At 73.0% G+C, this 14,596-nt stretch carries 16 protein-coding genes; 8 read left to right on the plus strand and 8 right to left on the minus strand.

The features are described 5' to 3' along the window. The first annotated feature begins 7 nt into the window (after window positions 1-7). Window positions 8-766 carry a maleylpyruvate isomerase family mycothiol-dependent enzyme gene (locus tag ACGFI8_RS06060; protein ID WP_392800620.1) on the plus strand — a complete coding sequence of 253 codons (759 nt, stop codon included), beginning with the start codon at window positions 8-10 and terminating at the stop codon, window positions 764-766. Between the two features lie 114 nt (window positions 767-880). On the opposite strand, the gene ACGFI8_RS06065 is transcribed toward ACGFI8_RS06060, so the two are convergent. The 3 genes from ACGFI8_RS06065 to ACGFI8_RS06075 all read right to left on the minus strand — a co-directional run bounded on the left by ACGFI8_RS06065 (window position 881) and on the right by ACGFI8_RS06075 (window position 3,722). Continuing rightward, complete coding sequence (locus ACGFI8_RS06065) at window positions 881-1,684, minus strand: EI24 domain-containing protein (RefSeq protein WP_392800623.1); 804 nt, start codon at window positions 1,682-1,684, stop codon at window positions 881-883. 54 nt (window positions 1,685-1,738) lie between these two features. Then, window positions 1,739-2,392: a response regulator gene (locus tag ACGFI8_RS06070; RefSeq protein ID WP_392800626.1), complete on the minus strand. Its 654-nt coding sequence runs from the start codon at window positions 2,390-2,392 to the stop codon at window positions 1,739-1,741. 178 nt (window positions 2,393-2,570) lie between these two features. Beyond that, on the minus strand, window positions 2,571-3,722 hold the full coding sequence (locus ACGFI8_RS06075) for a sensor histidine kinase (RefSeq protein ID WP_392800629.1): 1,152 nt from the start codon (window positions 3,720-3,722) through the stop codon (window positions 2,571-2,573). Window positions 3,723-3,833: 111 nt separating this feature from the next. Between ACGFI8_RS06075 and ACGFI8_RS06080 the strand changes: the two genes are divergently transcribed. Beyond that, window positions 3,834-4,184, plus strand: a complete 351-nt coding sequence (locus ACGFI8_RS06080) for a hypothetical protein (RefSeq protein WP_392800631.1) — start codon at window positions 3,834-3,836, stop codon at window positions 4,182-4,184. Here ACGFI8_RS06080 and ACGFI8_RS06085 read toward each other — a convergent pair. Further along, window positions 4,161-6,128, minus strand: a complete 1,968-nt coding sequence (locus ACGFI8_RS06085; protein WP_392801217.1) for an ATP-dependent DNA helicase — start codon at window positions 6,126-6,128, stop codon at window positions 4,161-4,163. The two genes, ACGFI8_RS06080 and ACGFI8_RS06085, sit on opposite strands and share 24 nt — an antisense overlap. 177 nt (window positions 6,129-6,305) lie before the next feature. Here ACGFI8_RS06085 and ACGFI8_RS06090 point away from each other — a divergent pair, with 177 nt between their 5' ends. From ACGFI8_RS06090 to ACGFI8_RS06105, 4 genes are all read left to right on the plus strand, one after another. Continuing rightward, window positions 6,306-6,806: a DUF402 domain-containing protein gene (locus ACGFI8_RS06090; protein ID WP_392800634.1), complete on the plus strand. Its 501-nt coding sequence runs from the start codon at window positions 6,306-6,308 to the stop codon at window positions 6,804-6,806. Between the two features lie 65 nt (window positions 6,807-6,871). Next, the gene (locus ACGFI8_RS06095; RefSeq protein WP_392800636.1) at window positions 6,872-7,534 is read left to right on the plus strand and encodes a hypothetical protein; all 663 of its coding nucleotides are present in this window, start codon (window positions 6,872-6,874) and stop codon (window positions 7,532-7,534) included. 106 nt (window positions 7,535-7,640) lie between these two features. After that, entirely contained in the window at window positions 7,641-8,267 is a 627-nt protein-coding gene (locus tag ACGFI8_RS06100) for a DUF47 domain-containing protein (RefSeq protein ID WP_392800638.1), read from the plus strand. A 2-nt stretch (window positions 8,268-8,269) separates the two neighbouring features. Next, window positions 8,270-9,286, plus strand: a complete 1,017-nt coding sequence (locus ACGFI8_RS06105) for an anion permease (RefSeq protein ID WP_392801220.1) — start codon at window positions 8,270-8,272, stop codon at window positions 9,284-9,286. 4 nt (window positions 9,287-9,290) lie between these two features. Here the strand turns inward: ACGFI8_RS06105 and ACGFI8_RS06110 are convergent, their stop codons facing one another. From ACGFI8_RS06110 to ACGFI8_RS06120, 3 genes are read right to left on the minus strand one after another with little or no spacing between them, the layout of a single operon-like run. After that, window positions 9,291-11,183 carry a M91 family zinc metallopeptidase gene (locus tag ACGFI8_RS06110; RefSeq protein WP_392800641.1) on the minus strand — a complete coding sequence of 631 codons (1,893 nt, stop codon included), beginning with the start codon at window positions 11,181-11,183 and terminating at the stop codon, window positions 9,291-9,293. 26 nt (window positions 11,184-11,209) lie between these two features. After that, window positions 11,210-11,536 carry a hypothetical protein gene (locus ACGFI8_RS06115; RefSeq protein ID WP_392800643.1) on the minus strand — a complete coding sequence of 109 codons (327 nt, stop codon included), beginning with the start codon at window positions 11,534-11,536 and terminating at the stop codon, window positions 11,210-11,212. 49 nt (window positions 11,537-11,585) lie between these two features. Further along, complete coding sequence (locus ACGFI8_RS06120; RefSeq protein WP_392800645.1) at window positions 11,586-12,563, minus strand: Gfo/Idh/MocA family protein; 978 nt, start codon at window positions 12,561-12,563, stop codon at window positions 11,586-11,588. Between the two features lie 17 nt (window positions 12,564-12,580). Between ACGFI8_RS06120 and ACGFI8_RS06125 the strand changes: the two genes are divergently transcribed. Continuing rightward, a complete protein-coding gene (locus tag ACGFI8_RS06125) occupies window positions 12,581-13,039 on the plus strand; it encodes a hypothetical protein (protein ID WP_392800647.1) in 459 nt (152 codons plus the stop codon). Window positions 13,040-13,048: 9 nt separating this feature from the next. After that, window positions 13,049-13,813 (plus strand): NUDIX hydrolase, encoded by a 765-nt coding sequence (locus ACGFI8_RS06130; protein ID WP_392800650.1) that lies wholly within the window; start codon window positions 13,049-13,051, stop codon window positions 13,811-13,813. Here the strand turns inward: ACGFI8_RS06130 and pstB are convergent. Continuing rightward, the gene (gene pstB, locus ACGFI8_RS06135) at window positions 13,810-14,586 is read right to left on the minus strand and encodes a phosphate ABC transporter ATP-binding protein PstB (protein ID WP_392800652.1); all 777 of its coding nucleotides are present in this window, start codon (window positions 14,584-14,586) and stop codon (window positions 13,810-13,812) included. The two genes, ACGFI8_RS06130 and pstB, sit on opposite strands and share 4 nt — an antisense overlap. Window positions 14,587-14,596 lie beyond the last annotated feature (10 nt).

The raw sequence follows: 14,596 nt of genomic DNA on the forward strand, positions 1-14,596 counted from the left end.
GTTGCCTATGAGCAAGCCTCAGCTCACCAAGGACATCTGGCTGGCCGCCCTTCGCGCGGAGGGTGACGCGTTTCGCGCCTCCCTCAACAACGGCACGCCGCTCGACGCGCCGGTGCCGAGCTGTCCGGGGTGGAGCGTGGGCGATCTCGCGTGGCATTTGAGCCTGGTGTACTCGTACGTCACCGGCCACATCGCCCGCGGGCTGCTCGACAAGCCCGAGCCCCGGCGCACCGACCCGCTGCCGGAGGGGGTCGACGCGGCGGCGGCGTGGACCGACGCGTTCACCGAGCTCGTGGCGACGCTCGACGCCGTCGACCCGGAGCTGCCCGCCTGGAACTTCGCGCCCCAGGCGAAGAAGGCATCCTTCTGGCACCGCCGGATGGCCCACGAGACGTCGATCCACCGCTGGGACGCCCAGATGGCCGGCGGCCTCGCCGAGCCGATCGAGGCGCGGCTCGCCAGCGACAACGTCACCGAGGTGCTCGACACCTGGCTGCCCTCCGGCCGACGCGGCGGCCCCGTCGACCGGGCCGGCATGATCGCGCTGCACGCGACGGACGTCGATCAGGTGTGGTACGTCCGGCTGCGCGGCGCCGGCATCGCCCTGCTCGACACCGACACGCTGCTCGACTCCGACGACCACCGCGAGCGCGCCACCGCCAGCGGCTCGGCCAGCGACCTGTCCCTCGCGTTGTGGGGCCGCGTCCCGTTCGACACGCTCCTGGTCAGCGGCGACGCCACGCTCCTGCGCGGCCTGCTCGCCTGATCACCCGCGCGCCTGCCGGATCCGCTCGGCAAGGCGGCGCGTCTGCTCGTCGAAGAGCACAAGGATGTGGAGTTCGCGGCGTTGACGATCGCGTCGACGGGCTGCTGGGTGATGTCACCGCGCAACAGCGTGAGGCGCGCTCGCCGGCTCCTCCCCGATGTTCAGGCCGAGCACCCGGCGGGTCAGCAGCGTGGCGCCGCTGACCGCGGCCGGCACCACGATGATCGCCGCCACGGGCACCAGCAGCACGAGGAAGACCGGGATACCGAAGCCGAGCGCCAGAGAGCGGTGGGCGCGCAGGATCTTGCGCCGGTCGCGCAGGCGCAGGCCGCGGCGGTTGAACGGGATGCCGGTCAGTTCGACGGCGATGAGCCAGCCGCCGACGATCGCGTTGAGCACCGGCACGACGGTCTGCCCGACGATCGGCACGAACCCGAGCAGGAACATCGGGATCGCCACCGCGATGCCGAGCGCGATCAGCCGGATGGAGTCCACCAGGTTGGGCCAGAGCGTGCGGTACCACGGCAGGTTCACGGCCCCGGGCGTCCCGCCCAGCCCGTCCTCGATCTTCTCGGAGATGACCTCGTAGAACGGGTCGCCGATGAGCAGCGTGATCGCCGTGAACGTGAGCACCGAGATCAGCGCGGCCACCACGAGGATGCCGGCCCCGGCGCCGAACTCGACAAGCCTGCGCCACCCGTCGGACCAGTCGTGGGCGAACCACGTCGCGGCCGCCGCGACCTCGTCGATGTAGATGATCAGGAACGCCCACCCGACGACGAACAGCGCGCACGTGATGACGGCCGGGATCGCGCCGAGCAGCAACAGCTTCGGACTGCGCCCGTATCGCGCGAAGCCCCGCCCCAGCAGCCGCAGCCCGGTCAGGAACTCGGACCCCGCCGATTTCACCTGTCCCACGGCAAGGCAGCCTACGCGAGAAGCCCGCCGATGCGGCGACCCCGCGTGCCGGCGTCATCCACCGTCGTCGCCGGACGGGGTGGCCAGGCCGCTGCGGTAGGCGTACGCGATCGCCTGCGCCCGGTCCCGCGCGTCGATCTTGGCGAGCAGGTGGTTGATGTGGCTCTTCACCGTGCCCTCGCTGATGTACAACCGGTGCGCGATCTCCGTGTTGGACAACCCCTCGGCCACGAGCCCCAGCACCTCGGCCTCGCGCGGGGTCAGCCGCTCCCGCGCCGGCGGCTCGGGCCGGGCGAGCGCGTTGAGCACGTGGTGCTGCACGGCCGGGTCGATGGCGGCACCCTCGTCGAGGACGCGCCGCAGCGCCGCGCTGATCTCGTCGCCGCCGGCCTCTTTGGTGAGGTAGCCCCGGGCGCCGGCCCGGAGCGCGTCGAGCACCGAGCGGTCGTCGGAGTACGTGGTGAGGACGACCACGCGGACCTCCGGCCGCCGCTCGCGCAGCAGCCGGGTCGCCTCGACGCCGTCGCAGCGCGGCATGCGCAGGTCCATGAGCACGATGTCGGGCCGCAGCCGCTCGGCCATCGCCACGGCCTCGACCCCGTCCGCCACCGCGCCGACCACCTCGACGTCCGGCAGCAGGCCGAGGACGAGCGCAAGCCCCTCCCGTACGACCCGCTGGTCGTCGGCCACGAGCACCCTGATGCTCACCGCACGCCCCCCGCCCGCGCCACCACGCCCCGTGCCGCCGTGTCCCGTGACAATGCCGCCACACAGAACCCCGCATAACCGAAATGTCGGATATGTCCGCCACGGAGTGGCGGACATATCCGCTCCGAATGCGGGGTCGGGGGCAGGGCTGGGTGCACGGTCGGCCGCCGGTCTCGTGTCACGCCGGGACCTCCAGTTCCACGCGGAAGCCGGTCTCCGTCGGCGCCGCCGTCAGTGTGCCGCCAAGCAGCTCCGCCCGCTCGCGCATGCCGGTCAGGCCGTAGCCGGCGCCGGGCTCGGGTGCTGCGGCGGGGACGCCGAAGTCCTCGACGACCAACCGTACCGCCGCCGGCTGGTAGGAGAGCCGGACCGCTACCCGGGACGGGCGGGCGTGCCGGGCCGCGTTGGTGAGGGCCTCCTGCGTGACCCGGTACACGGCCAGCCGGGCCGGCGAGGCCAGCGGCCGCTCGGGGCCGTCCTCGGCGTACGAGCATGGCACGCCGTGGTCGCGGGCGAAGGCGGCGGTCAGGTCGGACAGCCGCGGCAGCTCGTCGTCGCGCAGCAGGCCGATCGCGCGGCGGGCGTCGTCCAGGCCGGCCCGGCCCAGCTGCTGCGCGCGCTCGATCGCGGCCGGCAGGCGCGGGTCGGCCGGGGCACGCCGGGCCAGCAGCCGGGCGCCCTCCAGCTGCAGCATCATGCCGGACAGCGAGTGGGCCAGGACGTCGTGCATCTCGCGGGCCAGGCGCTGGCGCTCGGCCAGGCCGGCCGCCTCGGCCTGCGCGGCCCGGCCCCGTTCGAGCTCCTCGACGAGCCGCTCGGTCTGCCGGTTGGCCTCGCCCAGGCGGATCGCGAACACCAGCATGCCGTAGAACGCGCCGACCATGACCGCGTCCAGGAGGGCGCTGACGAGCGGGCCGTGGCGGGCGGTCGTGATCGCGACGGCCGTGACGACCGTCACCGGAATCCCGATGTGGCCGCGCAGCAGCGGCGCCAGGAACGACACACCAACGAAAATGCCGGCCACACCGGCGCCGTCGGGCTGCAGCCAGACCAGGGCGGCCGAGGCGGCGAGCAGCGTTGCCACGCACCCGGCGTGGGCCGGGCCGGCGCGGCCGGCAGTGGCCAGCGCGCCGGCGCCGGCCAGGACGAACGCGGCCAGGGCGAGCGAGACCGGGCGCCCGGCGCCGGCCAGCGCCGGTGCGGGCTCGGCGGTCCAGGCGGCCCAGACCACGACGGCCATGACAAGCGGGGCCAGCGGCCGCAGCCAGCGCACGACGGCGGCCCGCTGCGCCCGGACCGCGTTCAGCGTGGCGAGCGCGGAAGAGGTCACGTCGGCCATTCAACCCGCACCGGGCGCATGTCTACATCCAACCGGGGTTGGAGCCGCGGCTCTACCCGCGCGCCGATGCGCGGAGCAGGCCGCGGGCCACAGGCTGGGCGCATGATGCGAACCCCGAGAATCCTGGCCGGGTGCTATCTCGGCCTCAGCCTCGTCACGCTCGCCGTCATCGTCGCGCTGCGCCACCATCCGGCCGTGGTCAACGCCGCGGTGTGGATCCGCGGCTCGATCGTCGTGGCCAGCGCGGCCCTGACGAACGTCTTCGCGGCCCGGGGGGACGTGCGGCGGCTGCGGATCGTCGCGATCGTGATGGTGGTCGCCATCGCGGTCATCGTCGCGCTGCCGGGCCCGTTCCCGCTCTGGCTCAAGCTCGAACAGGTCGCGTGCGGCCTGCTCCTGATCGGCATGGTCGTCGCCCTGCCCAGAAAGCTACGACGCGGCGAGACGGCGTAGCGCGCCGCGGACGATCTCGGGCTTGGTGGTGTACCAGAACGGGGGCAGCGACTTGCGCAGGAACGGCCCGTAGCTCGTGGCGTGCTCCAGGCGCGAGTCGAGGACCGCGACCACGCCCTTGTCCCCGCGGGACCGGATCAGCCGGCCCACGCCCTGGGCCAGCCGCACGGCGGCGATCGGCACGCTCACCGCGGCGAAGCCGGAGCCGCCGGCCGCCTGGACGGCATCGGAGCGGGCCGCGGACAGCGGCTCGTCGGGGCGCGGGAACGGCAGCCGGTCGATGATGACGAGCTGGCACGCGTCGCCGGGCACGTCGACGCCCTGCCACAGCGACATGACCCCGAGCAGGCAGCTGTTGCGGTCCTGGCGGAACTTGCGGACCAGGATCGGCAGCGACTCCTCGCCCTGCAGCAGGATCGTGATGCCGGGCGTGCGGGCGCGCAACACCTCGGCGGCGCGCTCGGCTGCCTTGCGCGAGGAGAACAGGCCGAGCGCCCGCCCGCCGAGCGCCTGCACGAGCTCGACCATCTCGTTGGCGGCGGCCTCGGACAGGCCCGACGTCTGCGGCTTCGGCAGGTGCGCCGCGACGTACAGAATGCCCTGCTTGGCGTAGTCGAACGGCGAGCCGACGTCCAGCGAGCTCCATTCGAGGCCGGCCGTGTCGCGCGCCTCGTCGGCCCGCACGACCGCCTCGCGCGCCTCCTCGGCGGGCGTCGCCGCGTTTGAAGGGCGCTCGGCCGCGACGGGCAGGCCGAGCGAGCGGGCCACGGTGTCGAACTGGCCGCCGAGGGCCAGGGTCGCCGAGGTGGCCACGACCGTGCGCTCGCTGAACAGGTGGTTGCTCAGCGTGCCGGCGACGGAGAGCGGGGCGATGACGACCGCGCGCCGGCCGCGGTCGTCGCGCTCGATCCAGGCGACGTCGTGCTCGGCGTTGGCGATCATCCGCTGGGCGACCTTCGTCAGGTCGGCGACCATGGTGCGCGCCTGCTGCTTGCGGACCGGGTCGGCGTCGTCGGCCCGGACCTCGCCGATCGCCTCGACGGCCTTGCGGCCGCCCGCGTCAAGCAGGGTCAGGGCCTCGGCGAGCACATCGGGCAGGGCGCCCACGACGCGGCCGGCGGGCACCTCGGCGAGCGCGACAGTGAGCACGTCGCCAGCCTCCATGAGCCGGTCGGCGACCTCGTCGTCGACATACGGCCGGCACCGGCGGGCGGCCCGCTCCAGCTGCTCCGGGGTCAGCTCGGCCTGCGACGCGGAGCTGACCCGGTCGACGAGCTCGTGCGCCTCGTCGACGACGAGCAGCTCGTGCGGCGGGATGATCTGCCGGCCGGTGAGCATGTCGACGGCGAGCAGGCTGTGGTTGGTGACCACGATGTCGGCCTCGCGGGCCCGGGCGCGGCTGGCCTCGGCGAAGCACTCGGCGCCATAGGGGCAGCGCTGCGCGCCGACGCACTCGCGGGCCGGCATCGAGACCAGCTTCCAGGCCGAGTCGTCGACGCCGGGGTCGAGCTCGTCGCGGTCGCCGGTCTCGGTCTCCATCGCCCAGTCGCGTAGCCGGTCGATCTGCTTGCCGAGCCGGCCCGCCTCACCGAGCCACTTGGTCGGCCGGCTGGTCGACGAAGCCTCCCCGATGTCGAACAGCCCGTCCTCGGGCTCCTCCGCGGAGGTGCCCTCCAGCCGGGCCAGGCAGACGTAGTGGTGGCGCCCCTTGAGCACCGCGAACGTCGGCCGGCGGCCCAGCAGCGGCTCGACCGCGTCGGCGAGGCGGGGCAGGTCGTGCTCGACGAGCTGGGACTGCAGCGCCAGCGTCGCGGTGGAGACCACCACCGGCCCCTCGACGAGCAGCGAGGGCACGAGATACGCCAGCGACTTTCCGGTGCCCGTGCCCGCCTGGACCAGCAGGTGCTCCTCCTTCTCCACCGCGTCCGAGATCGCCCGCGCCATCGTCTGCTGGCCGGGGCGCTCGGCGCCGTCCGGCACCGCGCCGACGGCGGCGGCGAGAACGTCGGTCACTTCCGGTCGGGCGCGACGGGTCTGAGGGGAGGCTGTCACGTCCGAGCACGCTACCCGCTGCGTACGACAGAATCCGGCGGCCACACCACGATCGGTACCGTGAAGCCCATGAAGCGCGTGCGCGTGATGTACCGCAAGTTCGACGGCTCCCTGCACTGGAACTACGAGACCGACCTGCTCGGCGAGGACGAGCACGGGATCTGGCTGGGCGCCCCGACCGGCACTCCCGTGCATCGCGGAACCACCCGGACGGGTCCGGTCGAGGCGCCCCACGTGCTGCTCTTCCCGCGGCAGGCGTGGTGGACGGCGTGCTTCAACGCCGTGCCGCACCGCACCGAGATCTACTGCGACGTCACGACGGTGCCGCACTGGCCGAGCGAGACCGAGGTCACGGCGATCGACCTGGACCTCGACGTGCGCCGGCGCCGCGGCGGCGCGGTCGAGCTGCTCGACGAGGACGAGTTCGCGGTGCACCAGGTCAGGTATGCCTACCCGGCCGACGTCATCGCGCAGGCGCAGGCCAGCGCCGACTGGCTGCTGTCGGCCGTCGGCGACCGGCGGGAGCCGTTCGGCTCGGCGTACCACCCGTGGCTACGGCAGGTCGCGTAGAAACGCGTCGCTCACACGGCCAATTCCACCGGCGTGCGAAATGCACGTTAAGTACCATTTTTTCCATGGACAACGCCCTGGTGACCGTCGCCACCGGACTCGTGGGCCTGGCGACCAGCGGGGCCCTGGCCGCGCTCGCCGCGGCCCGCCTCCGCCGGGGTCGCCCGTACCTCGCCAACGGCCTGTACGTGGCGCTCGACGGACCCGTGGACCCGGCCGCCGCCGCGGCCCGCGCCGGCTACGCGGGGATCGAGGTCGGCGTGCGGATCGACGCCGACACCACGTCCCCGACGCTGCGGCTGACCTGCGCGATGCCGCCCGGCGAGCCGGCCCCGACATTCGACCAGGCGGTGCTCGCGCCGCTGGCCGCGCGGGTCGCCGGCAACCGGCTGGGCCGCGTGCACGCCCGCCGCGCGGAGCCGTTCCTGCTCATGGTGCGGGCCGAGCCGGACCCGGACCCGGAGACCGGCGTGGTACGCGCGACCGGCCGGGAGTACGAGACGCTCGACCGCCTGCTGCGCCCGCACGCGGCGATCCTGACCACGTTCCTCGGCGGGCGAGTCGTCCCGGGCGCGATCACCTTTGTGCTCACCGGACTCCACTGGTCGCGCGCCGATCTGCTGGGCGCCGCCCGGCCCGGCGCACCTACAAGCACCGCGCGACATCGGTCCGGTACGCACCGGAACGGGCCTCCGGCATTACATGAATCGCAGGTGAACACACCATGAACCGCAGGCGGGCGCGGGACCGCGGTGCGGCAAAGCGATGTGAAGGGTCTTAACATTCTCGGTTTAGAGATTCCCGGCGCTCCTTCTTGACGTTTCGAGGTCGACTGTGCGGTTCAGGCTGCGTCCTAGCGACGATTCGTTCTACGAGCTCTTCAGCCGTGCGGCGCAGAACCTCGTCAAGGGCACCGACCTGCTGTCGGAGCTGGCCGTGCCGGGCGCCGACGTGCAGTCGGTGAGCGAGCGGCTGGTCGAGGTCGAGCACGACAGCGACGCGATCACGCACGAGCTCTACAAGAAGATCAACTCGAGCTTCATCACGCCCTTCGACCGCGAGGACATCTACCGCCTCGGCTCGCTGCTGGACGACGTGATGGACCACCTGGAGGCGGTCGGCAGCCTGCTCTACCTGTACGGCCTCACGAAACTGCCTTCACTGCCCCGCGAGATCCACGAGATCGTCAAGGTGCTCGACCAGCAGTCCCGGCTCACCGCCGAGGCGATGCCCCGGCTCAGGTCGATGAAGGACCTCGAGCCGTACTGGGTGGAGTGCAACCGCCTTGAGAACGAGGGCGACAGCGCCTACCGGATGGCGCTCGTGCGGCTGTTCTCCGGGGAGTACGACGCGCTGACGGTCCTGAAGATGAAGGAGGTCGTCGACGAGCTCGAGGCGGCCTGCGACGCCTTCGAACACGTGGCGAACACGATCGAGACCATCGTGGTCAAGGAGTCGTAGCCATCAGCGCACAGTTCGTCGCAGTCCTCGCCGTCATCCTGGTAGCGCTGGTCTTCGACTACACCAACGGCTTCCACGACGCCGCAAACGCCATCGCCACATCGGTCTCCACGCGCGCGCTCAGCCCGCGGGCCGGGCTCATCATGGCCGCGGTCGGCAACTTTGCCGGCGCCCACCTCGGCGGCCACGTCGCCAAGACGGTCGGCGGCGGGATCATCGACCCGCCGACCGGCATGAGCGGGCTCGGCATCGTCTTCGCGGGCGTCGTCGGCGGCATCGCCTGGAACCTCATCACGTGGTACTTCGGGCTGCCCTCGTCTTCCTCGCACGCGCTCTTCGGCGGCCTCGTCGGCGCCTCGCTGTGCGCCGCCTGGTTCGGCACGGACTCCAAGGTGCTGTGGACCGGCATCCTGGACAAGGTCATCGTACCGATGGTCGCCTCGCCGCTGGTCGGTTTCGTCCTGGGCGGGCTGTTCATGCTGGCCATCGCCTGGGCGTTCCGGCGCGGCAACCCGCGGCGGCTCACCCGCGGCTTCCGCCGGGCGCAGACCGTCTCCGCCGCGGCGATGGCCGTCGGCCACGGCATGCAGGACGCCGCGAAGACGATGGGCATCATCGTGCTGGCGCTGTTCGTCGGCGGCTACCAGAGCACCAAGACCGACATCCCCGAGTGGGTGTTCCTGGCCTGCTCCACGGTGCTGGCCCTGGGCACGTACTCCGGCGGCTGGCGCATCATCCGCACCCTGGGCCGCAAGGTGATCGACCTCGACCCGCCGCAGGGCTTCGCCGCCGAGACGGTCGCCGCGGGCGTGCTGTTCACCACCTCGCAGCTGGGCCTGCCGATCTCGACCACGCACAGCATCACCTCGGCCATCATGGGCGTCGGCGCGACGAAGCGGCTCTCCGCGGTGCGCTGGCAGGTGGCCGGCAACATCCTCGTCGCGTGGGTGCTGACCTTCCCCGGCGCCGCCCTGATCGCGATGCTGATATACCTGCCGGCCCGCCCGCTGTTCTCCTGAGCCGCTACCCGTCGCCGTACCGGTCCCGGTGCGCCAGCCCCATCTCCGCCCGCAGCCCGTTCTCCGTGTACTCCAGCGGGTGGAGCGGGTCGATGCGGTTGAGCGTGTCCGGGTCGCCGTCGTCGTCGATCGGCAGCCCCACGGCCTGGCGCTCGTAGTTGGGCACCGGCGAGCCGGCCACCCGGTCGGTCCCGCTCGCCCCGTTGTAGGGGTCGCGGTTGAACGTCCCGTGGTCGAAGTCGTACGCGTGCGCCATCTCGTGGTAGAGCACCACCACGGGCGGCGTGCCGTTGAGCAGGCCGTCGTACGACGGGTTGTACTCGATGCGAACCGCGCCGCCCGCCGAGTGCGCGTGGCCGTTGGCCTCGGCAGTCGGGGAGATCCGCAGCGGCACGCCGGTGTCGCGCAGGTCGGCCAGCATCGCCCGGCCGTCCGGCGAGGCGGCCAGCAGCTCAAGATCGGCCCGCACCCGCTCCTGGAAGGCCGGGTCGCCCTCGATCGTGACGAAGCCGGTCAGGTCGCCGCCGGCCTGCGCCGCGGTCATCCGCTCGACGCCGACGGCCCCGTCCTGCGGCTGGCCGTAGAGCGTGTCCGCGCCGGCGCCGCCGTCGATCGTGTCGCGGCCCTCGCCGGAGTACAGCACGTCGTCGCCCGCCCCACCGGTCATGACGTCGTCGCCGCGGCCGCCCGAGAGCACGTCGGCGCCCTCGCCGCCGTCGAGGCGGTCGGCGCCCTCACCGCCCTCCAGGTAGTCCGCGCCCTCGCCGCCGTACAGGGTGTCGTCGCCGCCGAGGCCGTAGAGCGTGTCGTCGCCGCGGCCGCCGACGAGCAGGTCGTCGCCGGTCCCGCCGTCGAGGTAGTCGCGGCCGTCGCCGCCGAACATCAGGTCGTCGCCCGAGCCGCCCTCGTCGGCCTCGTCGCCAAGGCTCCCCCAGAGCCGGTCGTCGCCCTCCCCGAGGTCGGCCCGCTCCTTGCCGTCGAGCCGCTGCCCGGCGAGCGCCAGCGGACCGAGGCTGACCCGGTCGTTGCCGGCCCCCGCGCGGACCACGTCGGCGCCCGCGCCCGCGATCAGCACGTCGTCGCCGGCCCCGCCGATGAGCACGTCGTTGCCGGCGCCGGCGAGGACCGTCACGCCCTCGTCCCCTTCGACCCGCACGGTGTCGTCGCCGCCGCCGGTGCGCAGCACGAGCCGGGCGCCGGGCGGGATCGCCAGGCGCTCCCCGCCGACGATCACGTATCCCCCGTCCACCACCACGTCGTCGGCGCCCTCGCCGGTCTGGACCACGAACAGCCCGCCGACGAGCCGCGCGTCGACACCGCCGGCCGGTGCGGGCGGCACCCACCCGGCGAGCAGCCCGGTCATGACCGGGATCCAGGTGGCGGCCAGCACCTCCCAGTCGGCGCGTGCCCGGCCGAGCGCCGCCTCCCGGTCGGCGAGGCCCCGCTCGACGTCGCCCCGCACCGCGGCCGCCTCCGCAACCGCCGCCCGGACGGCGCCGGCCTGGGCCGCGTCCACCGGCCGGAACATCACCGCGCCGCCGCCGCGCCGGTGCGCGACGGCGCCGGCCACCCGCTCCCAGGCGTGGTCGAGCTGGTCCTGCCCGCCGCGCAGCAGGGCCGCCGCGCCGTCGAGCGCCACCGCGGTGTCGTCCGCGGCCCTCCCCAGCCGCTCGATGCTGTCGGCGAACCGCCTGTAGTGCGCCCGGTAGTCGTCGGCGGCCGCGCCCTCCCACTCGCCGCCGCCGACCGGCGCCGCCGCCCGGTCCAGCGCCTCGCGGGCCGCCCGCGCGTCGGCGCCGACCGCCCGCCATGCCAGCGCCGCCCGGCCCAGCGCCTCGGGCCGCGCGGCCAGGTCCCACACGTCGTCGACCGTGACGCTGGCTGGGACCGTCTCCACCGCTGGACCGCCTCCCCGCCCGGCCGTCACACCGGCGCCCGGCGCGAGCCGCCCATGCGCTGGCTCGCCTGCCGGTCGGCCTCGCGGTAGGCGAAGGCCGCCTGCAGGAGCCGGTCGGCGTCGCTCTCCAGGATCTGCACGTGCGCATACACGGCGTCCTGCGCCTGGGTCTCCAGCTTGCCGGCGACCCGCGCCGCGCCGGCCGAGGCCGGGGTGTTGCCGAAGGCGTCGGCGGGCAGCGACAGGTCGCGGAAGCCGGTGCGGTAGTGCGAACCGACCTCGTCGGCGGCCGTGAGGCAGGTGTCGGCCAGCCTGATCAGCGCGTCGGGGTCGACCCGGAGTTCCTGAGCCATACGGCGCACAGTAACGACGCCGGGACGCTCGGTCCGCCCCGTTCAGCCCTCAGCTCGAATAGTCAAGTCCGATAATTCCGGAAATCTCATGAAGAAGGCGCAGAATGTCGATCGTCTCGGACAGCGGTACCAGCGGGCTCTCGAGCAGGCCCTCGCGCAGGCACCGGTGCACCTCTTCGGCCTCGAACTGGTAGCCGCGCCCCTCGTACGCCAGGTCGAACTCCTCGGCCTCCTCGCCCCGCCAGAGCGTGAACCCGTGCGGGTGGAAGAAGTCCCGCCGCACCTCGATGCGCCCGAGCGTGCCGGTGATCGTGCCGCGCCGGGCGCTGTCGCCGAGCAGCGAGCAGGTGAGCGCCGCGACCGCGCCGCCGTCGTAGCCGAACAGCATGCCGGTGTTCTCGTCCACGCCGCCGGCGCTCATCCGGGCCCACGCCCGGACCGTGCTCGGCGCGCCGAGGAACAGGTGCGCGAACGTGACCGGGTAGATGCCCACGTCGTAGAGCGCGCCGCCGCCGAGCCGCCGGTCGCGCAGCCGCGAGGTCTCCGGGAACGGGCCCTGCATGCCGAAGTCGGCGTGCACCGACACCGGATCGCCGATCGCGCCGTCGCGGATCAGCTCGACCATGCGGCGGATCGCCGGGATGCAGCGCATCCACATGGCCTCCATGAGGAACACGCCGCCGGCCCGCGCCGTCTCGACCATCTCCTCGGCCTCGCTCACGGCGAGCGTGAACGGCTTCTCGCACAGCGTCGCCTTGCCGGCCCGCAGCGCGAGCATGGCGGCCTCGTAGTGCGCGCTGTGCGGGGTGGCGATGTAGATCGCGTCGACGTCCGGGTCCTCGACCAGGGCCCGCCACGAGCCGTGGGCCCGGGCGGCGCCGTGGGCCGCCGCGAACCGCTCCGCCGATTCGGCACTGCGGGAGCCGACCGCCGCCAGCTCCGCGTCCGGCAGCAGCCGCAGGTCCTCGGCGAACGTGGCGGCGATGGAGCCGGTCGACAGGATTCCCCAGCGGATGCGATCGCTCATGGTCGTAGCTTAGGCAGGTGACATCGTTTGCCAACGACGGCCCGGACGAGGCCCACCGGCGCCCCGCCGGCGTCTCGGACGAGACGGTCGAGGCGCTCGGCAAGCTCAGCGAGGCGCTGGAGACCGTCGAGCGCGCCCGCGGCCGCCTCTACGACCTGCACCAGCTCATCGGCCACGCCGACCTGATGCTCGACGACGCCGTGTCGCTGCTGCGGGAGGCCGGCCACCCGGACCTCGCCGAGCGCATCGAGTCGGAGCTGATCGGCCGCAACGTGATCGACGGCCGCTGGACGTTCCAGCTGGTCGAGGAGTTCGACGACGGGTACTACGCGCTGTTCCGGGAGCTCGACCGGACCGCGCGCGAGCACATCGCCGGCGGGCGGCGGCACCTGTATGAGGCGGAGATGAAGGAGCGCCGCCGCACCCACGGCCGCCCCGGCCACAGTGCTGCTCCGGAATCTGGGCCGACCCCGTAACGTGGGCCCATGGTCGAGTTTCAGCTGCCGCCCGAGCTGGCCGAGCACGCCCGGCGCTTCGCCGAGCGTGGCGGCGTGCCCGTCGAAGCGCGCCTGGCCAGCACCGTGGTGCTGCTGCGGGAGCCGTTCGAGGCATACCTGATCCGCCGGGTGGCGACGATGGCGTTCGCCGCGTCGATGTACGTCTTCCCCGGCGGCGGCGTCGACCCGCGCGATGCGGCGGTGCACCCGGGCTGGGCCGGTCCGTCGCCGGCGGAGTGGGCGGCGCGGCTGCGTCTCGACGAGTCGGTGGCGCGCTCGGTGGTGTGCGCGGCCGTGCGCGAGGTGTTCGAGGAGTCCGGTGTACTGCTGGCCGGCCCCGACGCGAGCACCGTGGTCGGCGACGTCAGCGGACCGGACTGGGAGGAGGCGCGGCTGGCGCTGATCGCGCGGGAGCTGGGCTTCGCCGAGTTCCTCAGCCGCCGCGGGCTGGTGCTGCGCAGCGACCTGCTGGTGCCGTGGTCGCGCTGGATCACGCCGGAGTTCGAGCCGCGGCGCTTCGACACGTATTTCTTCCTCGCCCTGCTGCCCAAGGGCCAGGTGCCCCGGGACGTGGGCGGTGAGGCCGACGACACCGTGTGGTGCCCGCCGGCCGAGGCGGCCGACGGCCGCTACACGATGCTGCCGCCGACGCGGTACACGCTGCAGGAGCTCGCGGAGGCCGGCGGCATCGACGGCGTCCTGGCGACGGCGCCGGCCCGTGACCCGGCCGACGCCATCCGCCCGACGGCCTAGCCGAAGCGGCCCGTGATGTAGTCCTCGGTCTTCTTCACCGACGGGTTGGTGAAGATCTTCGCGGTGTCGTCGTACTCGATGAGCCGGCCCGGCTCCCCGGTCTTGTCGATCGAGAAGAACCCGGTGCGGTCGGACACGCGGGCCGCCTGCTGCATGTTGTGGGTGACGATCACGATCGTGTACTGGTTCTTCAGCTCGGTGATCAGGTCCTCGATCGCCAGGGTCGAGATCGGGTCGAGGGCCGAGCAGGGCTCGTCCATGAGCACGACCTGCGGCTCGACCGCGATCGTCCGGGCGATGCACAGCCGCTGCTGCTGACCGCCGGACAGGCCCGCGCCGGGGCGGCCCAGCCGGTCCTTGACCTCGTTCCAGAGGTTGGCGCTGCGCAGCGCCTTCTCCGCGATCTCCTCCAGCACCGACTTCTTGCGCACGCCGTTGAGGCGCAGGCCGGCGACGACGTTCTCGAAGATCGACATCGTCGGGAACGGGTTTGGCCGCTGGAACACCATGCCGATCATCCGGCGCACCGCCGTGACGTCGACGTCACGGTCGTAGATGTTCTGCCCGTCGATGAGGAGCTGGCCCTCGATCCGCGCGTTCGGCAGGACCTCGTGCATCCGGTTGATGGACCGCAGGAAGGTGGACTTGCCGCAGCCCGAGGGCCCGATCAGGGCGGTGACCGACTTGGGCTCGATCGTCATCGACACGGAGTCGATCGCCTTGAACGATCCGTAGTACGAGGTGACGCCGTGGGCTTCGATCCGTTTTGCCATGGGGGCGCTC

The organism is Dactylosporangium sp. NPDC048998 (genome assembly GCF_043197855.1).
In the GTDB taxonomy this organism is placed as follows: domain Bacteria; phylum Actinomycetota; class Actinomycetes; order Mycobacteriales; family Micromonosporaceae; genus Dactylosporangium.